The following is a 19579-nucleotide window of genomic DNA, read 5'->3' as shown; positions in this document are numbered from 1 at the left end:
TGGTCGTCGCTACGACAGGCGGCCGAGCGGTGGAACTGCCGCGAGCGCTCGCGCCTGACGCCGCGTCCGTCCGCTACTCCTGACGGGGTTGTAACCGGTCACCGACGGGTTCGTCGTCGATACCGACGGAAGGAAGCGGTTTCGTCACCGCAATCGGTTCGTATGTTCACCGTCGACCGTGAACCGTCCAGGCCGTATTTCTCCGCGTGGAACGTACGTCTCGCCGGTGATTCCATCATGAGTTCACGGAACAATCCGTTCGAGGAACTGGAGCAACTGTTCGACCGGATGAGCCGACAGTTCGAGGAAGCGTCGCGGTCGTGGAGCAGCGGGACGCCGTTCGCGTCCCGGGAGTCCGAGGACGAGTCGATGGCGTTGGACCTCGTCGAGCACGACGACGAGTACGTCGTGACGGTCGACCTGCCGGGGTTCGAGCGCGAGGACGTCGACGTCCGCGTGACCGATAGCACGCTGAAGATAGCGGCGAACCGCGAGCAGGCGGTCGACGAGGAGGACGGCGAGTTCATCCGGCACGAACGCCGGCATCGGCGGGCGTCGCGCTCGGTGCGACTCCCGGAGCCGGTGGACGCGAACGCGGTCACCGCGAGGATGCGTCACGGCGTGCTGACGGTGACGGTCCCCCGCGAGGACGTCGAGGATTCGACGCGCATCGAGATCGAGGAGGCCTGAGAGTCCTCGGGTTCGGTGGCCAATCCTCTTCATCTCGTGGCGCGAACACTGAAGGACGAACCATGGTCGAGTCGATACTACTGGCGGTCGACGAGGACGCGTTCCAGCGGGACGTGGTCGCGCATACGAGAGCACTCGCCGAGCACCTGTCGGCGTCCGTGTACGTCCTGCACGTCGTCGACGTCAGAGGGCTGGAGACGGCGCCGGAGAGCGAGGTGGCGCGCGAGGAAGCGACCGAGTTCGTCACCGAGGTCGCGTCGACGTTCGAGGCCGCGGGCGTGCCGGTCGAGACGGCGGTGCGGACGGCGGAGCCGTGGGAGGCGATCGTCGCGTGCGCGACGGACGTGGACGTCGACCTCGTCGTGATGGGGACGCACGGCCGGACGGGGATCGAGCACTTCGAACTCGGGAGCGTCGCGGAGGCGGTCGTTCGGGATTCGGACGTGCCGGTGTTGACGGTGCCGGTCGGCGAGGACGCTACGGTGTCGTTCCCGTACGATACCGTGCTCGTCGCGACCGACGGGAGTCCGGAGGCGCTCGCGGCGGCGCGCGTGGCTGTGTCGCTCGCGGCGCGATGCGACGCAAGCGTGCACGTCCTCTCGGTCGTGGAGACGGCGGCGCTCGGGTTGGACGTCCGGTCGGAGATTCGCGAGGCTGAGCAGCGAGGACCGGCCGCGGACGCGGTGACCGACGTTCACGCGCTCGCGACGGAGGCGGGGGTCGATGCGACGACGACGGTGACGGCTGGCGTTCCACGTGCGGAGATCGAAGAGTACGTCGCGGCACACGACGTCGACATGGTCGCGATGGGAACCCACGGGCGGAGCGGGGTGGCGAAGTACCTCCTGGGGAACGTCGCCGAGCGAACGTTACGGACGTCGACAGTACCGGTGTTGACGGTGGGTGACGGCGGGACGGGTGACGGAGAAGTCGAGTCGGTCGGGGACTGAATCGGTCGGGACTGAGTCGGGTGCGTCGCGTGCGCTCGCTGGGGCCGGTCCGGTCAGGCGCCGCCGAAGTCGTCGGTTAGGTGGAACTTCCAGGCGTCGTGGCCGGACTTGCACTCGGGGTTGTCGGCGATGTGGTCGACGAACGCGGCGCCGGGGTCCTCGAGGGTGTCGTCGCAGAACGGGCAGTTGTACTCCGTGGTCCAGTTGGCGGTGGGCGTTCCGACGGACATACGAATACAGTGGCGCGCATCCCCCTTCAAACCCGCCTAGTAAGTAATAGGAGACCTTTCATGCCCTAATATTACACACCAGTCGTGGTGGGGGTGCGCGTTCAAATCTCGGTTTGAGGTTACGGGAGTCCTACAAGTACGCCACCCGTGGTCTCGAGTGCAATGCGAACTCTGCCCTCCAGCGCACGACCTCGTGCGCGCCGGTACGGTCGTTGCAGCGGACGCGAGCAGGGGTGGTCGACGTGAGTCGACGACCAGCTCGCGAGACAGTCGCGTTCGCGGTCGCGCTCGCCGCCATCGCCGCCCTCGGCGGGGTCGCCGCGGCGAACGTCGCCGCGAGTTCCCCGGCGAGCGCGTCCGGCCCTGGAAGCGTCGGAGCGGTCGCGGACGCGCCGCCGAACGCGACCATCGACTCCGACGGCGAGCGACTCGTCGTCGAGCAGGCCGCCGACGAACGCATCTCGGGGACCTCGAACCTCGAGAGCGGCACGCAGGTGACGGTTCGCGCTCGCTCCAGCAACGGCGGGAGTCCGTTCCTGCGGTCCGCCGTCGCGACCGTGAACGACGACGGGTCGTTCGCGACGACGTTCGACTTCGGGGACGTCCAGGTCGGGACCGAGTTCACCGTCTCCGTCTACAAGAACGGCACCGAGCTCGCGAGTGCGCCCGGCGTCGTCGGTGAATGCGCGCCCAATTGCGGCGAACCGACGGGCGACGCAGCGTTCACGAAGAACATCTACCAGACGGCCGCGGGCGACACCGTCGAGATCGGGGTCGATATGACCGGTCGTGACAACGCGACGGTTCGGTTCGGGAGCGACGCGACGAACGTCGTGATTCCCGTGACCGTCGAGGACGGGAACGGCGACGGGACGGTCGTCCTCCAGTTCGAGACGGCGGTCGACGCGCCGAACGCACACGGGATGTCCGCAAAGGCCGACGCGGACACCGTCACCGTCCCGCAGGACGTCGACCGGCCGGACTCGCTCGCGGCCGGCGAGTACGAACTGTCGCTCTCTCTGGACACCCGGACCGAGCCCGTCGAGGTGGACGTCGCAACCGTCATCCTGCAGGAAGGCTCCGACGCGCCGCCGACGACGCGCGGCGGCGACGCGGGAACGACGACGGTCGGCACCATCTACGGGACGGCGGCGACGAGCACGCCGGACGGTGACGGCGGCGTCTCGATGACGACGGTCGGCGCGCTCGCGGTCGGTGGCGTGCTGGCAATACTCGGCGTCGTCGCGCTCGTCGGCGACTTCGACTGACCCGTCAGCTTGAGCCGCGGGACGCGTTCCCTTTTTCAGGCGTCGTGCGTGCCTTCGACGAGCCGTTCGATGTGCTCGGGTGGGACGGCGCCGCGTGCGGCGTAGCCGTCGTACGCGAACGTCGGGACGCCCGTGACGCCGGCCTGCTGGGCGGCGCGGAACTGCTCGTCGAGTTCGGCGCGGAGCGCGTCGTCGTCCAGCGCAGCCCGGACCTCGTCGGGGTCGACGTCGGCGTCCGCGGCGAGGTCGACGAGCACGCTCTCGTCGCCGATGTCGCGACCGTCCTGCCAGAGCGCGGCAAGGAGCGCCTCGTCGAACGTGAGCCACGTCTCGTAGTCGTAGTGACCCTTGACGTAGTACGACGCGACCTGTGCGTCGAGCGAGTCGACGTCGGTCGCGAGGTCCAGGTTCATCTCGACGTCGTACTGCTCCTGGAGCCGTCGGACGTTCTCCTTCGCCTGCTCGAAGTACTCGTCGTCCTTCCCGGTGTCGACGGAGTGGTCTATCTCGCCGTCCGGGCCGCGCTGGCCGCTCCGGAGGTCGAACGGCTGCCAGTCGATCTCGAGCGGGTCGTCGCGCGTCGCCTGGTACCGGCGCAAGCTCTCCCGGCCCAGGTAACAGAACGGGCAGACGTAGTCCGAGTACACGGTGAGGACGGTCGCGGCGGGCGCCTCGTCGACGGACGGATCTGTCATGCGAGAGCGTTCGCGGCGAGGACGGATAACGACCCGGACACGGGTAGCGACCCGTGCACGATCGGGACGCGCCCATTCCAGTGGTTCGTGTTCGACCGGCGGTTCGACCACGCTAGGCATTTGTATCCGCAGGTCGTTGTAGCGACGAATGCACGAGGAGTGGAGCGGGACACCCAGGGTGGTGCTCGTGACGGACGCCGCGTCGTCGGTGGATGCCTCGGCGTTCGACGCCGTCGGGGCGTCGGTTCGGACGGTGGAGGCGACCGAGGACGGCCTCGGGTCGGTGCCCGCGGACGCGTCGGTCGTCGTGACGGCGTACGAGCTGCCGAGGACCGACGGCGTGGCGGTCGTCGAATCGGTCGCGGGCGACGTCCCGGTGGTCGTGTACGCTCGGGACGGCGACGAGCACGTCGCGAGCGAGGCGGTGCGCGCGGGCGCCGACGATTACGTCCCGATACCAGCGGACGCACCCGCTGACCGGGTTCCGGACGTGGTCCGCGACCGCGCGCTCGCCGTCGCGGTCACCGACGGTGGCTCGGACGCGGACCCTGCAGGCGATACGGACGACCCGGACGACGCCGAGGACCCAGCGGCCGGGTCGATGCCGCCGACGCGGGCGTCCGTCGAGGACCGCGAGCGCGCGCTCCAGCGAGCGTACCAGGTGGTCGCGGACGCGGACCGGCCGTTCGGCGAGAAGGTCGAGGACCTCCTCGGTATCGTCCGCGAAGCCGTCGGGACGTCGTACGCGACGTTGTCGTACGTGGACGGCGGCGACTACACGTTCGAGTACGTGGACGCGCCCGGGAAGGACGACGTCGCGGCCGGGGATACGGTGGCGTTGGAGACGACGAACTGCGACGAGGTGGTGTCGACCCAGGAGACGCTCGTCCTCGAGGACGTCGAGCGGGACGCGCCCGAGCTCGCCGACCGCGCCGGGAACGCCGAGTGGGGTATCTCGTGTTACCTCGGCGCGCCCGTGACGGTCGACGGCGACGCGTACGGCACGTTCTGTTTCTACGACAAGGAGGCGCGCTCGGAGGCGTTCTCGGAGTGGCAGGTGACGTTCGTGGAGCTGTTCGGCGACTGGGTGAGTCACGAACTGGAGCGCGAGCGGTACGTCGACCGGTTGGCGGCGTTGAACGACCTGCACTCAGTCGTGCGGACGTTGACGGACGCGGTGATGCATCGGTCCGACCGGTTGGAGATGGAGCGGACGGTGGTCGACCAGCTCGCCGACACGGGGTCGTACGCGCTGGCGTGGGTGGACGCCCTCGACGGGGCGACGGGCGAGGAGTTGCGGACGGTGGCGTTCGCGGACGCGGACGCCGACGACTCGGTGCTCGCCGCGGACGCCGAACTGGCGCTCCCGGTCGACGGCGCCCACGGCCATCAGGGGACCGACAGCGACGGCGAGGGGTCTCGTGACGGGACCGCGGACGGCGACGAGGACGCGGTCGACCTGGCGGTGGCGGCGTTCGACGGGCACGAGGTGCGGACGCGGGACGTCGTCGCTGGCGACGGTCGAATGGGCGTGCTCGCGGACCGCGGCCTGGAGCGCTGGGCGGCGGTCCCGGTCGCGTTCGACGAGGAGTCCTTCGGCGTGCTGAACGTCGCGACGTACCGCCGCGAGGGGTTCTCGGGCCGCGAGCTCGCGGTGCTCGGGCAGGTCGGTGAGATACTCGGGCTCGCCATCGCGACCGTCGAACGCGGCGCGGTCGTCGAACAGGAACGCGAGCGCCTCGAGTTCGTGAACCGGTTCATCCGCCACAACCTCCTGAACAGCCTGAACGTCGTCGAAGCGCGGACGGAGATACTCGACGCGCACGTCGACGACGCCGGCCGGTCGCACCTGGAGACGATACAGGGCCGAACTGCGGACATGGTGGAGCTCATCGAGACGCTACGGGCGCTCATGCAGGCGTTCGTCGTCGACGAGAGCCGGGAGACGGAGCCCGTGGACCTGCGGGCGGTCGTCGAGGCGGAGGTCGAGGGGGCGCGGGAGGCGTTCGGGCACGCGGCGTTCTCGCTGTCGGTGCCCGACGAGCGCGTGACGGTGCGCGCAGACCGGTTGCTCGGCGAGGTGTTCGAGAACTTGCTCGCGAACGCCGTCCAGCACAACGACCGTGCGTCGCCCTCTGTTTCCGTTTCGGTGGTCGCGGACGCGTCGACGGCGACGGTTCGGGTCGTCGACGACGGCCCGGGTATCCCCGAGGACGTCCTGCCGGCGGTGTTCGAGAAGGGCGAACGCGGGTTCGACAGTCCCGGGACGGGGTTCGGGCTGTACCTCGTCCGCGAGATCGTGGACGCGTACGACGGGAGCGTGTCCGTGCAGAACGACGACGACGGGGCGACGTTCACCGTGTCGCTCCCGCGCGATGCGCCGGACGGAGAGGACGGCGCGCCGGACGAGGACTGACCGCGCTCGGACGAGGACTGACCGCGCTCGGGCGAGGACTGGGGTGGCGCGTTCGGTCGTGGTCAGCGGCGTGCGACGACGAGGACGGCGACGAGGACGAGCGTCCCGAGGAAGAACGCGAGTCCGGGCTCGACGACGTCGAGCAGGAGGTTCGCGAGCGTGCCGTCGGGGGCGACGCCGTCGACCGCGCTCGCGGGTTCGGCGGCGCGACCGCTGAGCCGCGTGCCGCGCGCGAGGCGCTCCACGCCGAACTGGACGAGGAGGCTCGCGGCGGCGAGCAGGCCGACGCCGCCGATGATGCGCGTCATCGAGCGTTCGACGGCGGGCGCGAACTCCTCGTTCCCCACGAAGACGATCGGGTCGCTCGCGGGGCCGTAGACCGTCATCTCGTTGCCTTTCTCCGAGTAGCGGGTGTCGACGGGTTCGACGAGGTCGGCGTCCTGGAGTTCCGAGAGGTGGTAGTGGACAGTCTGGACGCTCTCGTCGAGCTGGTCGGCGAGCGCGCTCGCGGTCCCCGGTTCGTCGAAGAGCGCACGGAAGACGCGACGCCGGGTGTCGGCGGCGAGTGCGTCGAGGACGACGTCGGATTCGCCGTCGACGACGTCGAGGACGAGCGGGCCCTCGTCGCTGTCCGCGACCTCCCCCTGGACGCGTTCGATGAGGCTCCCCATGGCTACCAGAGCGTTCAGACGGCGCGAAGTTAACCGTGGTCGTAGCTCAAACCCGCGCTTGAGTGGTTCGAGCGCCGGCGTAGGCGAAGAGTACCGCGGCGTTCGCGACGAAGGGGAGCGTGGAGGTATCGGGTGCGCCGGGCGTCGAGCTACCCGGGGCGTCGGGCGTGCTGTCCGCTCGGGCCTGGAGCGCGGCGCTGGTGGTTCCGGGGTCGACGGTGGTGTTCCGTGCGTCGGCGAGCGCGGCGGTGACGGCGCGTTCGGGCCGGAGGAGCCCGCCGCCGGTGCGGGCGTCGACGCCCTCGACGCCGACGTCGCGCGCCGTCCGCTCGAGGTAGGATTCGACGACCGCTGGCGTGGCGTTCGGCCGGACGGCGCGGACGAGCGCCGCGACGCCACCAGCGCGTGCGGCGGCGACAGAGGACCCGCGGAAGCCGTCGTCGGCGCGTGCGGTCGCGACGACGTCGACCCCTTGACCCGCGAGCGTCGGACCGCTGGAGGAGTACGCCGCGAGTCGCCCCTGGACGGGGTTCCACGCGCCGACCGCGAGGACGCCGTCGGCGGTCGCCGGGGCGACGAGGCTCCCGCGGACGGTGACGTGCTGGAGTCCGTTCGTCGCGCTCGTCACGCGAACGGTCGACCCCGTGGGTCGGTCGGGGCCGCGGACGACGAGGAAGTGCGTGCCGGGTTCGACGCGGACGTTCAGGCGCGCGTTCGGTTCCCGGTCCGCTTCGTAGGGGACCGAGCGCGCGACGAGTCGCGACCCGGTGTCGGTGACGCGGTAGAGTTCGAGCGCGTACGATTCCTCGGGTCCGGCGTCGGTCCAGGAGAGCCACGCGCGGACGACGCGGTCGTCGCCGCGGAGGTAGTTCCGGACGCCGTCCTCGACGACGAGCGCGCCGTTCCGGACGCGGTCGTACGTCGCGCGGTACGTGCCGCGGGCGGTGTTCCCGGCGGCGACGACGACGACGACGCCACGGGCGACCGCGCGCGACGTGACGTTCTCGACGACGGACTCGCCCGTCCCTGGTTTGCCGTGGAACGCCGCGGGGACGACGACGACGTCGACGTCCTGTCGGACCGCCCACGCCATCGCGCGCCCGTACCCGGTCTCCCCGTCGAACCCGGCGAGGTGGAGGCTCGCGTTCGGCGCGACCGCCGCGACCTGGCGCGCGGAGCGCGTGCCGTGGACGTCGCCCGCGTTCGGGCCGACGGTCGGCCCGGGGCCGAACGCGCGAGCGGCGACGACGGCGTCGGCGTACGCGTCGGCGTCGGTGTCGAACCCGGTCGGGTCGAGGACGGCGACGTCGACGCCGTCGCCGGTGACGCCGTCCGCGTGCACGGCGACGACGTCGTCGTCAGGCGGTGCCGTGGCGGGCTCGGCGGCCGCTCGGTCGCCGCTGGGGATGGCGACGACGACGAGGCTCGAGACGAGCGCGAGCACGACGACCGAGACGGCGAGGACGATTCGTGCCGAGACGCTCGACATCGTCGGGGCCTCGACCGCGTTCGGCATACGTCTTCGGGTACGAGCCGTCCATGACGGGGGAACGCATAAGCCACCCGTCCTCGAAGCGAGGCGTATGTATCACGTTCTCATCCCGGTCGACCAGAGCGAGGAGCGAGCGACGGCGCAGGCGAACGCGGTCGCGGACCTGCCAGCGGCGGACAGCGAGGTGTCGGTGACGGTACTGCACATCTTCCAGGAGAACCCGTCGGGGGCGTCCGTGAATCAGGTCGGGTCGGTGCGGCGCGCGACCGAGATCCTGGAGGAAGCGGGCGTGGAGTACAACCTCGACGAGGAGTCGGGCAGTCCGTCGGACGAGATCGTCGAGCGCGCGAACGAGCTGGACGTCGACTGTATCTGCGTCGCGGGCCGGAAGCGGTCGCCGACCGGGAAGGCGTTGTTCGGGAGCGTCTCCCAGAACGTCATCCTCGACAGCCAGCGCCCGGTCCTGTTCGCGCACATCGAGGACGAGTAGCGCCCGCGGGAGCGGCCATCGGTCGCCGAGAGGTAGCGCGGTCGTCCGTCGGAATCGATCGGTTCGGCGCGTCAGGGTCGGCGCCGGAGTCGGTCAGTTCGGTGCTTCGAGGTCGCGGTCCGCGGGTGGCTGCCGGACGTGGAGGACGATGGGGTGGTCGGTGTCGACGCGCATCTCGACCTCCATGGGGGTCTCGTCGGTCGGTTCGAACCCGAGTGATTCGTAGACGTGGATGGCGGTGGGGTTGTCGCGGGCGACGTCGAGCGCGACGCCGTCGCAGCCGTCGGTTGCGGCGTGCGCGAGGACGTGCTTGGTGAGTTCGGTGCCGAGGCCGCGGCCGTGGTGGTCGGGGTCGACGTAGACGAGCATCTCGGGGACGGCGGCGTCACGGGGGGCGTACGCGGCGTGGCCGACGACGTCGCCGTCGAGCGTGGCGACGACGTTCCGGCCGCGTGCTGCGAGCCCGTCGAGCCACTCGCGGATGCGTACTTCGTGGACTGGTGGGATGCCCATCGAGCGGTGTTCGGCGGGGTAGTCGCGGTACATCGCGACGGCGCCGTCGAGGAGGTCGTCGGTCGAATCGGTCGAATCGGTCGAACCGGTCGCGCCTTGGGCGTCTGTCTCGTCAGTTACGAGTTGGACGAGGTACGGGCGACCGTCGCTGTCGCGGAACCGCGGACATCGTGGTGGGCACGCGCTGGTGCCCTCGCAGTCGCCGTGCCACCACGCGCTGCACGCATTCGAAGCCATGACTGGTCTATCGTACGACGTTCTCGCCCCTGAAATGGCCGTGTGATTCTCCCTCAATGAGAACGAGTGGCAGCGGTGGCCCGGGCTCGTTCCGTCCAGGTCCGGCGAGTCGCGTTTGCGTGACGGCGTCGGTTACGCGCAGACGCTGGACCCGTTCTGGAAGTCGCCGTCGTCGATGGCGACCGTGACGGACTGGTCGGGTTTGCTGCAGCGCGTCGCGTCGACGTGGACGACGCGCTCGCTGTCCGCGAGTTCGACGACGTAGACGATGGTCGGTTCGCGGTCGTACCCGTCGAGTTCGACGGTCGCGTTCCCGCCGGCGGGGACGAGCGCGCTCCCGTTCGCACCGTAGGGGCTAGCAACTGTGACGTTCCGGTAGTCCGCGTCGTTCTGCCAGAAGACGGCCTCGAAGCGGACGCGTTCGCGTCGGTCGTCGGTGGTGGCCAGGAAGTCGACCGAGGAGGGCTGGTCGACGTCCTGAACGGCGTAGGCGGTGACGCGATACGTCCGGTTCTGGTCGTGGTTCTCGACGGTGACCGTCGGTGGACCGCCGAGCGGGGGGAGGGCGAGCGAGACGACGATGGCGGCGAGCACGAGCGTCGCGACGACGTGGCGCGGGCTCGGACGTTCCATGGCCGTTCCGCCCTCGCCGATTGGTAAATTCTTTCTGATACGTTCGGGGGTAGGTGGTCGTCGTCTGTCGACTCTGGTGGGTCGATGAGCGCGTGGAGCGACGACGTTACCGGCGTGGTGCTCGATGGGCGCGTGGAGCGACGGCGTTACGGGTGTGGTGGTCGAAGCGCGGACAGATGGCGGACTCGAACGAGGGGGACGCGTCCGGCGACGACGACGCCGCCGAGCGTCGCGGCTCCCGACCAGTAGCAGGCGTGGTGCTCGCGGGTGGCCGGTCGACGCGCTTCGAGGGCGGCGACAAGGCGCTCGCGACCGTCGACGGGGAGCCGATGCTGGCGCGCGTCGTCGACGCCCTGGCAACCGTGACCAGGGTGGTCGTCGTGAATTGCCGCGCGGACCAACGCGACGCGTTCGCGGCCGCCCTCGACGACACCGGCGTCGACGTCGGCGTTCGGTTCGCGCTCGACGAGCGCCCGGACGAGGGCCCGGTGGCGGGACTGGCGAGCGCCCTCGCTTGCGTGGACGCGCCGGTGGTCGTCGTGGCGGCGTGCGACCTCCCGTGGCTCGACCCGGCGCTCGTCCAGTGGCTCGCGGGAGCGCTCGAAGGCGGCGACGCTGCGAGTCCCGAATCCGCGGCCGAGGACGCGGTCGACGCGGTCGTTCCGGTCGTCGGCGGCTACCCGAAACCGACGTGCGCTGCGTACGGGACCGACGCGCTCGCGGCCGCGGTCGACGAGACGCTCGCCGCCGGGTCGCGCCGATTCCGCGACGTCCTCGACGCGCTCGCAATCCGCGAGGTCGACGTTCGAGAGAGCGGGTTCTCGACGCGGTCGCTCGCCGACGTCGACTCGCGAGCGGACCTGGAGCGCTGACCGCGTCAGTCGTCCGCGTCGTCGGTGGCGCGCTCGCGGACGGCGTCGGCGCCGCATTCGGGGCACGTCTCGTGGTCCGTGTGCAGTCGAGTCCCGCAGGCGCGACACTCGAACTCGGCGGTCTCCGCCGCGGTCGACTCGACGGTTCGTTTGAACTGCTCCACGCTCCGACCGAGTTCGCTGAAGAGCCCCATGTCCGTCGGCCAACGCGTGCCAGTCGGAAAAGCCTCCGCCGTTTCGCCGCCTCGTCAGTCGTCGAGCCAGATGGCGAGCTGGACCTCGTCGACGAGTTCGTCGTCGATGCGGTAGTGGCCCTCGCGCGTGGCTTCGCGCGTCCACCCGGTCCCTTCGAGGAACGAGATGGCGGCGTCGTTCGTCGCGGGGAGGTTCTGGTAGACCTTCTCGACGCCCGTCGAGCGCGCCCAGTCGAGCCCGCGTTCCATGAGCGTCGACCCGAGGCCGCCGTCGCGATACGCTTCGAGCACGCCGACGGTGAGTTCGGCGGTGTGGGACATGTTCGGCGCCTGCGAGACCTCGACGTGCAGCCAGCCGACGGCGTCGTCGTCGACGGTGGCGACGAAGAACACGCGGTCCTCGCTCTCGTTGTGCCGGAGGAGGACCTCGTCGCGCGTGACGTCGGCGGCGAGTCGGCGCGCGACGACGTACGATTCGTCGCTCGCGATGGTCTCGATGACGCCGAGGATGCCCGCGATGTCCTCCTGTTGGGCGGGGCGGACGGTCGCTTCTACGTCGCCGACGTCGACAGTGGTGGCGTCGGCGTCGATGGGGATGGCGACGCGGAGCTTCCCGTCGCGCTCCTCTACGTGCCCGTCGCGTTCGAGGATGCTGACGTGGTGGTCGAACTCCTCGCTCGCCATCGGCACCGACGGCTTGAGTTCGGCGCCCGAACGCGCGGGCTTCGAGCTGCTGTCGGGCTGCACGAGCAGCGCCTGCCGGGCGTCCTCCGGGTCGACGGCGCCGTTGCGTTCGACGTACTCGTAGATCTGTCGTCGCCGGTCGTGGTCGAACTCGTGCGAGCGGGCCATGCTCGAACCGACCGCGCCCAGGTTGTTAGTTGTTGGCAGGCTACCGCGTCACTGCCAGGGGTCGGCGCCGAGGACGTGGAGGGCGACGACGACCGCGAGCGAGACGGCGAGCAGGACGGCGGCGAGGGGGAGTGCGGCGTCGAGGCCGCTGCCGACGAACTCGCGCCAGATCTGGACGGGGACGGTCCGCGGGTAGTACGCGACGAGCATGGTCGCGCCGAACTCGCCCATCGAGCGGGCGAACGTGAGCGTGACGCCGGCGAGGACGCCCGGCCACGCGAGTGGGAGGACGACGCGGCGGAACGTCGCGAGTTCGTCGTGCCCGAGGCTACGGGCGGCGTCTGCGAGTGCCGGGTCGACGCGGTCGAACGCGGCGGTGGCGGTGACGACGACGAACGGGGAGGCGACGAACGTCTGTGCGGCGACGATGCCGAGGTACGAGCGCGTGAACTGGACGCCGAACGCGGTGGCGGTGGGAGCGAGGCCGTTCGGCCCGAAGACGCTGACGAGGAGGATGCCGGCGACGACGGGCGGGAGGACCAAGGGGAGGACGACGACGCCGGTGACGGCGGTGGCGAGGCGGCCGCCGGTCCGGGAGAGCCAGTACGCGAGCGGGACGCCGAACGCGGTCGCGACGGCGGTGGCGGCGCTCGCGGTGAGGAGCGAGTTCCCGATGGCGCGGAGCGTCGCGGGGTCGCCGAGTCGGGCGAGGAGTTCGCCGGGCGGGGTGGCGATGACGAGTGCGAGCACGGGGAGCGCGTACAGTGCGAGGAGCGCCACCCCGAGCACGGCGGCGACGAGCGGCCAGTCGACGGTGCGGCGCGGCCGTGGCGTGGCGACCGCTGGCGCGTCGCCGGTCATCGGTCGGCGAGCGCGTCGGGCGCGTCCCGCGTGAATCGCGGGAACGTGCTCGGGACCTCGAACCCGTGCGCGTCGAGGTAGTCGCCGGCGACGAGCGTCTCGAACACCGCGCGGGCGCGGCCGTCGTCGGGGGACCGGAGCGTCGCGCCGTACTCGACGACGCTCCCGTTGACGACGCCGCCGTCGGGGAGGTCGTAGGACGCGGCGGCGTACGCGTCGGCGCGGTCGGGGTCGGAGAGGTCGACGGCGGCGGGGAGGTCGACGGCGTCGTAGCCGCGGTCGACGGCCATGCTCTCGTAGACGACGGCGGCGTCGACCGCGCCGGTCTCGAACCCCGAGAGGAGCGCGGTCTCGGGGTAGACCTGGTCGCGCGAGAGGACGGCGTCGCGGAGGCCGGGGCGGTCGTGGCGGGCAGCGAGCAGGTCGAGCAGGAAGACGGTGCGGTACCCGAGCGGGTCGAGGTCGGGGTCTGTTCGACCGAGTGCGGCGTCGCCGTCGAGGACGGGGTCGTACCAGTGGGCGTCGTCGCGGTCGGCCGCGGCCGCGACGGCGCGCCCGCCGGGGGTGTCGGCGGTGGCGACGGCGAGTGCGTTCGACGCGAACGAGGCGTGCCAGTGGTCGTCGAGGAGCCGGTCGAAGAGCGCGACGTCGGCGAGCGCGAGCACGTCCGGGGTGCGCGTGCCGTCGGCGACGAGGCGTGCGGCGGCCGCGGACCCACGTGCTTCGACGGCGATGGGTGCGTCGACGGCGGCCCGCAGCCCGTCGTCGAGGGCGTGCTGGAGGCTGCCCGCTGCGAGCACGCGAACTGGGTCACGCCCGGTCGAGAGGGCGCTGCAGCCGGCGAGCGAGACGCTGGCCGTGGTCGCGGCCGTCGCACCTGCGGCTGCGAGGAACGAGCGACGTGACCGGCGCATAGCGACCGTTGTGTCGAAATAGACATAACGGTTTCGCCGCAAGCGTTCGGCATGGACGCCGGCTTCGAAGCACACCTGCGGGTCGGGGACGTGACCGTCGACGAACGCGACGTCGCGCTGCTCTCGGCGGTCGACCGCGAGGGATCGCTGTCCGCGGCCGCGGACGCGCTCGGGCGGTCGTACTCGCGAGCGCACAAGCGCATCGGCGCGCTGGAGGAGGAACTCGGCGTACTCGTCGAGCGCGAGCGAGGTGGCGCGAGCGGTGGCGGGAGTCGACTCACGGACGACGCTCGCGCGCTCCTCGCGCGGTTCGCTCGCGTCCGCGCCGCGTTCGCGGACACCGCCGGCACGGAGGTCGCGGTCCTCACCGGCCGGGTCGGCGAGCGCGACGGCGAACTGGCGACGGTCGCGACCGACGTGGGTGACGTCCGCGCGCTCCTGTTCGAGTCCGCGGACGACGTTCAGGTGGCGGTGCGTGCGGACGCGGTCACGCTCCACGACCCCGCCGTCGCCCCCGGCGCGGACGCCTCCAGCGCCCGGAACCGGTTCGCGGGCGTCGTCGAGAGCGTCGACCGCCGGGAATCCGTCGCGCTCGTCGACGTCGCGGTCGGCGACGGCGACGTGACCCTACCCGTGCTCGTGACGGTCGACTCGCTGGAGCGCCTCGCGCTCGAACCCGAACGCGACGTCGTGGCGACGTTCAAATCGACGGCGACGCGCGCGACGCCGCGTTGAGTTCGGTCGCGAGACGCTAGTTCGCGTCGAGCGCGTCGAGCGCCGTGCCGACGGCGACCGGCGTCGCCGCCGCGATGCCCCCCTGGACGACGTACTGCTCGTACGCGCCGTCGACGTCGCGCGCGTCGACTTCGCCCGATAGCTCGGCGAGTCGCTCGTCCGCGAACCGGACGTGACCCGCGGCGTACTGGAGGGCGACGCGCGCGAGCCCGGGTGCGTCGCTCCGACGGGGCGCGGCGCGGAGCGCCTCGTGGGCGGTCGCGTACGCGTCGCGAACGGCGGCCGCGTCGGTCACCTCGTAGCGCGTCCCCGAGGCGACGCGCTCCCGGACCGCGCGATACGCACGGATCGCGGCGAGTTGCCTGACGGCGTCGAGCACGCCGGACGCGGGCCCGTAGCGCGAGGACGCGGGGTCGCCGCCGGTGGCCTCGTAGTGGAACTCGTAGAGAAGGCGTTCGGTCCTCGTGTCCGCGATGTCGGCGCCGGTGACGGTCGACGCGGCGTCCTCGTCCGGGAGGTCGGCGAGCGCCGACTCGAGTTCCTCGCGAAGCCGGTCGCGTGCAGTCTCGATGGTCGGTCGGAGCGACCCGGCGTCGTCGGGCTGGGCGTCCCGGAACCGCTCGCCCACGGTCGTCGCGTCGGCGAGCGACGCCCTCGCGCGCTCGACGTGCTCGCCGAACTCGGCGACGTGGAGCACGCGAACGTCATCGTGCGAGACGTCTTCGGAGACGGACGCGGCCGCATCGAGCAAGCGCTCGCGGCTGGCGTGCACGACCACCGCTGGCGCGGGGTCGGTGCCGACGTACGCCATCGCGTCGCGAGCGTCGGCGGCACGGTCGGTGACGTCCGTCGCCTCGTCGTCGAGCGCGGCCACGGTGAGGTCGTCCTCGATTGCCGCCCAGCCCACGGACGCGTACCGGGCGCGAGCTCGCGCCGAGCGAAGCGACTGGAGGGTCTCGCGGGCAGTGGGCGCGCGGAGCGCATCGTCGAGGTCGTCGCGCGCCTCGGTGACCGCGTCCGTGAGGTGCTCGCGGACGTGGCCGTTCGGGACGCGTCGGTTACCCAGCGGGGTCGGGATGTCCTCGAGCGCGTCGTTCGCCCGGGTCTGTGCGTCTCGCCGGTGCGAGCCCGGAATCGTGATGGGGTACGTCGCGCCGAGGGCGACGACCGGGTGGTCGTCGACCGCCGGGAGCTCCGACGCGTGGAACGTCACCTGCTCGGACCTGCTGCCGTCCGAGAGCGTCGCACAGCCCGCGAGCGCCGCGAGACCACCGGTCGCGGCCGTCGCACCGAGCGTCGACAGGAACCCGCGGCGCGAGCCCCGGGCGTCGTCGTCGGTCACGCCGACTCGACCTCCGTCGTCGTCCCTCCATCGTGCCCGGGTCTCTCGCTCCCCGCGACGGGCGCGTGGTCGTCGGGACACCCGCCGGTGCCGGTGCTCGACCCCATGCTCGTCACGTCCTCGTGGCTGAGCGCGTCCGGGAGCCGGAGGAATCGCGCTTCGATCACTTCGACGTCCGCCTCGCACGGGACGTCGTACGCGAGGCCGACGCGCGAGTACTCGAGGTCGATGTCGGTGCTCGTCCAGGACGCCCCGCAGAGTTCGAGGCGATAGCACGACTGGACCTCGCGCTGGTCGACGTACACGGTCTCGGCGTCGAAGTCCGTGTCGGCGACGAACTCGCGGACGGCGTCCGCGCCGTCGACGTCCGCGTACGCGAGGTCGTCGGCACGCGACTGCGAGTCGACGACGAGCGGACGCGGATGCCGACGAGCCTCGCGCCTGGACTGGTCGTCGCGGGAGCGCCAGACGGCCGCGAGGTCGGTGTCGACCCGGAGGTACGCGTACGGCGGTGGGTCACCGAGGCCGCCGTCGACGGCTTCGGGGGACGATTCGACGTCCGATTCGGACGAACCGGTGCCGCTACAGCCCGCGAGCGCGACGCTCGTTGTCGCGGCCGTCGCTGCGGAGAGGAGGGCGCGTCTGGAGGGCGACATCGTCCATCACGTTGCATCGCCACGTTCCATAAGTCTCGTCACTCGTCCCAGTTCCTGCAACTCGACGAACGCGCCCTGGTCGTCGACGACCTTCGACGGACGGTTTAACTACGTTCGCACGCAATCGTGACCAGATGCTAGAGGACGCGTTCGGCCGCGAGGTCTCGGGTGTTCGCGTGTCCCTCACCGACCGGTGTAACTTCGACTGCGTCTACTGTCACAACGAGGGCCTCGGTGATACGCGCGGCCCCCAGGAACCGCAGGACGACGAGATGACGGCGGACGAAGTGGTGCGGTTCCTCGAGGTCGCCGCGGAGTACGACGTGGGGAAGGTGAAGTTCACGGGCGGGGAGCCGATGCTCCGCGAGGACCTGGAGGAGATCGTTCGTCGGACGCCGGACGCGATGGAGACGTCGGTGACGACGAACGGGACGTTCCTCCCGGGGCGCGCCGAAGGACTCGCGGCGGCGGGCGTCGAGCGCGTGAACGTGAGTCAGGACGCGGTCGACCCGGAGGCGTTCGCGGAGATAACGCAGTCCGGCGCGTACGACCGCGTCGTCGAAGGCGTCGATGCCGCGCTGGACGCTGGCCTCGCGCCGGTGAAGCTGAACATGGTCGTGTTCGAGGGGACCGCGGGATACGTCCCGCAGCTCGTCGAGCGCGTCGCCGACCGCGACGGGCTCCAACTCCAGCTCATCGAGTACATGCCCGAGATAGCGGGCAACCCCGAGTGGGCGATCGACGTCGAGCGCGTCCACGGCTGGCTCGCGGAGCAAGCCGACCGCGTCGAGCACCGCGAGATGCACGACCGCAAGCGGTACTTCGTCGACGGTGGGATGGTGGAGGTCGTCGACCCGGTCGGGAACGAGGACTTCTGTGCGAACTGTCATCGCGTTCGCGTGACCCACGACGGGAAGCTGAAGGGCTGTCTCAATCGTGGCGACGACCACCGGTCGATGGGCGAGATGACCCGGGAGGAGATACGGGAGACGTTCGAGGAGACGGTCGCGAACCGCGTGCCGTACTACGGCGAGTACCTCGTCCAGGACGGCGACGGCGAGTGGGTGGTCAACGACGCGTACCTGCCGACGCCGACGGGCGGCGACTGACCGCGGGCGCTGGGCGCCAGGCGCACGCGAGCGGCCGGCGTTCGACCGGGGCGTCGAGCGTCGTGTACTCAGTCGTCAGCGGCGTCGGTCGCTTCCGCGACCGAATCTGCCGTCGAGTCGTGGACGCTGGCGTTCGCGACGACGACGCGGACGCCGTCGTCGTACTCGGGGTCGACGTCGACCCTCCACCCTTGGACGCGCCCGAGACTGCGGACGTTCGGGAGCGCCATGCCCGCCTCGGCGGTCGGAACGGCGTCCCCGTGGTCGAACACGCGCTCGACGTCCTCGGGCGCGATCGGGTCGCCGTCGTCCTCGAGGACGAACCCGTCGTCGGTGGGGGCGACGCGGACGGTGGTCGCGCCGTTCGCGGCCGCGAACCGGTAGGCGCTCCGGAGGAGGGCTTCGAGGCGCGTGCCGTCGGCGACGACGCTCGCGTCCCCCGCGACGTCGACGTCGAGAGCCGAGAGGTCGGTTCGCGACCGGGCGTCACGAGCGACCGCGCCGAGCGAGACCGGTGCCGTGTCGGCGACGCTCTGGCCGTACTGCGCGAGCGTCGCGAGCCCGTCGACGGTGTCGGTCATGCCTCGGGCAGCCGTGCTCGCGGTGGCGAGGGAGTCGTTCGCCGTCCCGACCTCCCCGTCCTCGAGCGCGGCGGCGGCGTTCTCGAGGTGCCCGCGGACGACGGTCAGGTCGTTCCGGAGTTCGTGCCGGATGCCGACCGCGAAGTCCTCGAGCTGGTCGTCGTGCCGGCGGACCTCGGCGCGCTCGCGTTCGACGGCGGTGACGTCGGTGACGAGCACGAGCTGCCCGATGGTGACGCGCCCGAGGTCGAACGATTCGCGACTGACGAGGAGGTATCGCGTCTCGCCGTCGACCACGTGCTCGTGGACGTCGTCGACGTCCTCGAGCGCGCGAGCGAGCGACGACACGTTGTCGACGTGGTCGCCGATGGCGTCGTCGAGGGCGGGGAACAGCGCGGCGGCTTCGGCGTTGTAGTCCCTGACGTGGTCGTCGTCGTCGAGGAAGACGACGGGTTCGTCGACGTCGTTCGTCAGTTGGACCGCGAGGAAGCGGTCCTCGTACACGTAGAGGACGCCGATGGCGAACGCGGCGACGCCGAGGGGCGCGTAGATGACGTCGACGAGCGCGGTCGTCGAGTACCCGAGGAGGTCGAAGCCGACGGGGATGACGGTGAGTCCGACGAGGCCGACGAGCCCGCGGGTGTCGTAGTCGGCGCTCCCGTACAGTTCGAACAGCATGAACAGGCCGATGGCGGCGAGCGCGTACGACAGGCCGGTGACCGTCCAGTGGAACACCTCCTGCTGGAAGGCGACGTGGGGGAACGGCTCCTGGACGAACGTCGCTCTGAAGTAGAGCTCGTGGAAGGGGTTCGTGACCTTCACGGCGACGACGGCGAGGTACGTGCCGACGGCGGCGCGCCGGAGCGTCGGGTTCCGGTGGTACGTCCGGCCGGTGTACGCGGACGCGAACGCGAGCCACAGGAAGATGGTGGCGAACCCGGCGACGAGGCCGACGAGGTAGACGGGGACGGCGAACTGCGCGTCGGGGAGCGCGAACAGCGCCGCGTGCGACCCCGACCAGATCGCGCTCGTGGCGAGCATTCCAACGAGGCTGCGTCTGGTGTCGCCGTCGGTGACGCACATCGCGCGCTGGAGAGCGAGAGCACAGCCGAGGGCCGCGAGCGCGAACGCCGTCTGGTATGCAATAGCGGGGACGACGAACTCCATTCGAGTCGTCT

21 protein-coding genes are annotated in these 19579 nt (G+C 71.0%); 8 read left to right on the top strand and 13 right to left on the bottom strand.

The window, feature by feature from the left end:
- Nucleotides 1–237: 237 nt before the first annotated feature.
- Both LI336_RS10085 and LI336_RS10080 read left to right on the top strand, forming a co-directional pair.
- Nucleotides 238–690 carry an Hsp20/alpha crystallin family protein gene (locus tag LI336_RS10085; RefSeq protein ID WP_227133002.1) on the top strand — a complete coding sequence of 151 codons (453 nt, stop codon included), beginning with the start codon at nt 238–240 and terminating at the stop codon, nt 688–690.
- 62 nt (nt 691–752) lie between these two features.
- Nucleotides 753–1640, top strand: a complete 888-nt coding sequence (locus LI336_RS10080; RefSeq protein ID WP_227133001.1) for a universal stress protein — start codon at nt 753–755, stop codon at nt 1638–1640.
- A 53-nt stretch (nt 1641–1693) separates the two neighbouring features.
- Here LI336_RS10080 and LI336_RS10075 read toward each other — a convergent pair whose 3' ends face one another.
- Nucleotides 1694–1870, bottom strand: a complete 177-nt coding sequence (locus LI336_RS10075; protein ID WP_227133000.1) for a DUF7501 family protein — start codon at nt 1868–1870, stop codon at nt 1694–1696.
- Between the two features lie 242 nt (nt 1871–2112).
- On the opposite strand from LI336_RS10075, the gene LI336_RS10070 reads away from it, so the two are divergent.
- On the top strand, nt 2113–3138 hold the full coding sequence (locus LI336_RS10070; protein ID WP_227132999.1) for a BGTF surface domain-containing protein: 1026 nt from the start codon (nt 2113–2115) through the stop codon (nt 3136–3138).
- A 35-nt stretch (nt 3139–3173) separates the two neighbouring features.
- On the opposite strand, the gene LI336_RS10065 is transcribed toward LI336_RS10070, so the two are convergent.
- On the bottom strand, nt 3174–3833 hold the full coding sequence (locus tag LI336_RS10065; protein WP_227132998.1) for a DsbA family oxidoreductase: 660 nt from the start codon (nt 3831–3833) through the stop codon (nt 3174–3176).
- A gap of 148 nt (nt 3834–3981) precedes the next feature.
- On the opposite strand from LI336_RS10065, the gene LI336_RS10060 reads away from it, so the two are divergent.
- Nucleotides 3982–6249 carry a GAF domain-containing sensor histidine kinase gene (locus LI336_RS10060; protein WP_227132997.1) on the top strand — a complete coding sequence of 756 codons (2268 nt, stop codon included), beginning with the start codon at nt 3982–3984 and terminating at the stop codon, nt 6247–6249.
- Between the two features lie 62 nt (nt 6250–6311).
- Here LI336_RS10060 and LI336_RS10055 read toward each other — a convergent pair whose 3' ends face one another.
- Both LI336_RS10055 and LI336_RS10050 read right to left on the bottom strand, forming a co-directional pair.
- The gene (locus LI336_RS10055; protein ID WP_227132996.1) at nt 6312–6920 is read right to left on the bottom strand and encodes an ArsR/SmtB family transcription factor; all 609 of its coding nucleotides are present in this window, start codon (nt 6918–6920) and stop codon (nt 6312–6314) included.
- A 46-nt stretch (nt 6921–6966) separates the two neighbouring features.
- Complete coding sequence (locus tag LI336_RS10050; protein WP_227132995.1) at nt 6967–8409, bottom strand: S8 family serine peptidase; 1443 nt, start codon at nt 8407–8409, stop codon at nt 6967–6969.
- Nucleotides 8410–8503: 94 nt separating this feature from the next.
- Here LI336_RS10050 and LI336_RS10045 point away from each other — a divergent pair, with 94 nt between their 5' ends.
- Complete coding sequence (locus LI336_RS10045) at nt 8504–8902, top strand: universal stress protein (RefSeq protein ID WP_227132994.1); 399 nt, start codon at nt 8504–8506, stop codon at nt 8900–8902.
- Nucleotides 8903–8995: 93 nt separating this feature from the next.
- Here the strand turns inward: LI336_RS10045 and LI336_RS10040 are convergent, their stop codons facing one another.
- Complete coding sequence (locus LI336_RS10040) at nt 8996–9652, bottom strand: GNAT family N-acetyltransferase (RefSeq protein ID WP_227132993.1); 657 nt, start codon at nt 9650–9652, stop codon at nt 8996–8998.
- Nucleotides 9653–9784: 132 nt separating this feature from the next.
- Nucleotides 9785–10285: a hypothetical protein gene (locus LI336_RS10035; RefSeq protein ID WP_227132992.1), complete on the bottom strand. Its 501-nt coding sequence runs from the start codon at nt 10283–10285 to the stop codon at nt 9785–9787.
- Between the two features lie 176 nt (nt 10286–10461).
- On the opposite strand from LI336_RS10035, the gene mobA reads away from it, so the two are divergent.
- The gene (gene mobA, locus LI336_RS10030) at nt 10462–11157 is read left to right on the top strand and encodes a molybdenum cofactor guanylyltransferase (RefSeq protein WP_227132991.1); all 696 of its coding nucleotides are present in this window, start codon (nt 10462–10464) and stop codon (nt 11155–11157) included.
- Between the two features lie 5 nt (nt 11158–11162).
- On the opposite strand, the gene LI336_RS10025 is transcribed toward mobA, so the two are convergent.
- Genes LI336_RS10025 through LI336_RS10010 form a run of 4 tightly spaced genes read right to left on the bottom strand, consistent with a single transcriptional unit; the run spans nt 11163 to nt 13978 of the window.
- Nucleotides 11163–11351: a DUF7129 domain-containing putative zinc-binding protein gene (locus LI336_RS10025; RefSeq protein ID WP_227132990.1), complete on the bottom strand. Its 189-nt coding sequence runs from the start codon at nt 11349–11351 to the stop codon at nt 11163–11165.
- Nucleotides 11352–11405: 54 nt separating this feature from the next.
- Complete coding sequence (locus LI336_RS10020; protein WP_227132989.1) at nt 11406–12203, bottom strand: GNAT family N-acetyltransferase; 798 nt, start codon at nt 12201–12203, stop codon at nt 11406–11408.
- A 48-nt stretch (nt 12204–12251) separates the two neighbouring features.
- Nucleotides 12252–13064 carry an ABC transporter permease gene (locus LI336_RS10015; protein ID WP_227132988.1) on the bottom strand — a complete coding sequence of 271 codons (813 nt, stop codon included), beginning with the start codon at nt 13062–13064 and terminating at the stop codon, nt 12252–12254.
- Nucleotides 13061–13978, bottom strand: a complete 918-nt coding sequence (locus LI336_RS10010; protein WP_227132987.1) for a substrate-binding domain-containing protein — start codon at nt 13976–13978, stop codon at nt 13061–13063. The genes LI336_RS10015 and LI336_RS10010 overlap by 4 nt, the downstream gene beginning before the upstream one ends.
- A gap of 51 nt (nt 13979–14029) precedes the next feature.
- Between LI336_RS10010 and LI336_RS10005 the strand changes: the two genes are divergently transcribed.
- Nucleotides 14030–14713: a TOBE domain-containing protein gene (locus LI336_RS10005; protein WP_227132986.1), complete on the top strand. Its 684-nt coding sequence runs from the start codon at nt 14030–14032 to the stop codon at nt 14711–14713.
- A gap of 16 nt (nt 14714–14729) precedes the next feature.
- Here LI336_RS10005 and LI336_RS10000 read toward each other — a convergent pair whose 3' ends face one another.
- Both LI336_RS10000 and LI336_RS09995 read right to left on the bottom strand, forming a co-directional pair.
- A complete protein-coding gene (locus LI336_RS10000; RefSeq protein WP_227132985.1) occupies nt 14730–16055 on the bottom strand; it encodes a hypothetical protein in 1326 nt (441 codons plus the stop codon).
- The gene (locus LI336_RS09995) at nt 16052–16711 is read right to left on the bottom strand and encodes a hypothetical protein (RefSeq protein ID WP_227132984.1); all 660 of its coding nucleotides are present in this window, start codon (nt 16709–16711) and stop codon (nt 16052–16054) included. The genes LI336_RS10000 and LI336_RS09995 overlap by 4 nt, the downstream gene beginning before the upstream one ends.
- A gap of 134 nt (nt 16712–16845) precedes the next feature.
- Between LI336_RS09995 and moaA the strand changes: the two genes are divergently transcribed.
- Nucleotides 16846–17820, top strand: a complete 975-nt coding sequence (gene moaA / locus LI336_RS09990) for a GTP 3',8-cyclase MoaA (RefSeq protein WP_227132983.1) — start codon at nt 16846–16848, stop codon at nt 17818–17820.
- A 68-nt stretch (nt 17821–17888) separates the two neighbouring features.
- Here the strand turns inward: moaA and LI336_RS09985 are convergent, their stop codons facing one another.
- Nucleotides 17889–19568, bottom strand: a complete 1680-nt coding sequence (locus tag LI336_RS09985) for a histidine kinase N-terminal 7TM domain-containing protein (protein WP_227132982.1) — start codon at nt 19566–19568, stop codon at nt 17889–17891.
- Between the last annotated feature and the right edge of the window lie 11 nt (nt 19569–19579).

The organism is Halorubellus salinus (genome assembly GCF_020567525.1).
Lineage (GTDB): Archaea > Halobacteriota > Halobacteria > Halobacteriales > Natrialbaceae > Halorubellus > Halorubellus salinus.
The sequence above is the reverse complement of the archived record's forward strand: the minus strand, read 5'-3'. Positions and strand labels throughout refer to the sequence as shown.

Coding starts and splice junctions, on each gene's coding strand:
- LI336_RS10085 (WP_227133002.1), top strand. CDS start 238: ATGAGTTCACGGAACAATCCGTTCGAGGAACTGGAGCAACTGTTCGAC.
- LI336_RS10080 (WP_227133001.1), top strand. CDS start 753: ATGGTCGAGTCGATACTACTGGCGGTCGACGAGGACGCGTTCCAGCGG.
- LI336_RS10075 (WP_227133000.1), bottom strand. CDS start 1,870: ATGTCCGTCGGAACGCCCACCGCCAACTGGACCACGGAGTACAACTGC.
- LI336_RS10065 (WP_227132998.1), bottom strand. CDS start 3,833: ATGACAGATCCGTCCGTCGACGAGGCGCCCGCCGCGACCGTCCTCACC.
- LI336_RS10060 (WP_227132997.1), top strand. CDS start 3,982: ATGCACGAGGAGTGGAGCGGGACACCCAGGGTGGTGCTCGTGACGGAC.
- LI336_RS10055 (WP_227132996.1), bottom strand. CDS start 6,920: ATGGGGAGCCTCATCGAACGCGTCCAGGGGGAGGTCGCGGACAGCGAC.
- LI336_RS10050 (WP_227132995.1), bottom strand. CDS start 8,409: ATGTCGAGCGTCTCGGCACGAATCGTCCTCGCCGTCTCGGTCGTCGTG.
- LI336_RS10045 (WP_227132994.1), top strand. CDS start 8,504: ATGTATCACGTTCTCATCCCGGTCGACCAGAGCGAGGAGCGAGCGACG.
- LI336_RS10040 (WP_227132993.1), bottom strand. CDS start 9,652: ATGGCTTCGAATGCGTGCAGCGCGTGGTGGCACGGCGACTGCGAGGGC.
- LI336_RS10035 (WP_227132992.1), bottom strand. CDS start 10,285: ATGGAACGTCCGAGCCCGCGCCACGTCGTCGCGACGCTCGTGCTCGCC.
- mobA (WP_227132991.1), top strand. CDS start 10,462: ATGGCGGACTCGAACGAGGGGGACGCGTCCGGCGACGACGACGCCGCC.
- LI336_RS10025 (WP_227132990.1), bottom strand. CDS start 11,351: ATGGGGCTCTTCAGCGAACTCGGTCGGAGCGTGGAGCAGTTCAAACGA.
- LI336_RS10020 (WP_227132989.1), bottom strand. CDS start 12,203: ATGGCCCGCTCGCACGAGTTCGACCACGACCGGCGACGACAGATCTAC.
- LI336_RS10015 (WP_227132988.1), bottom strand. CDS start 13,064: ATGACCGGCGACGCGCCAGCGGTCGCCACGCCACGGCCGCGCCGCACC.
- LI336_RS10010 (WP_227132987.1), bottom strand. CDS start 13,978: ATGCGCCGGTCACGTCGCTCGTTCCTCGCAGCCGCAGGTGCGACGGCC.
- LI336_RS10005 (WP_227132986.1), top strand. CDS start 14,030: ATGGACGCCGGCTTCGAAGCACACCTGCGGGTCGGGGACGTGACCGTC.
- LI336_RS09995 (WP_227132984.1), bottom strand. CDS start 16,711: ATGTCGCCCTCCAGACGCGCCCTCCTCTCCGCAGCGACGGCCGCGACA.
- moaA (WP_227132983.1), top strand. CDS start 16,846: ATGCTAGAGGACGCGTTCGGCCGCGAGGTCTCGGGTGTTCGCGTGTCC.
- LI336_RS09985 (WP_227132982.1), bottom strand. CDS start 19,568: ATGGAGTTCGTCGTCCCCGCTATTGCATACCAGACGGCGTTCGCGCTC.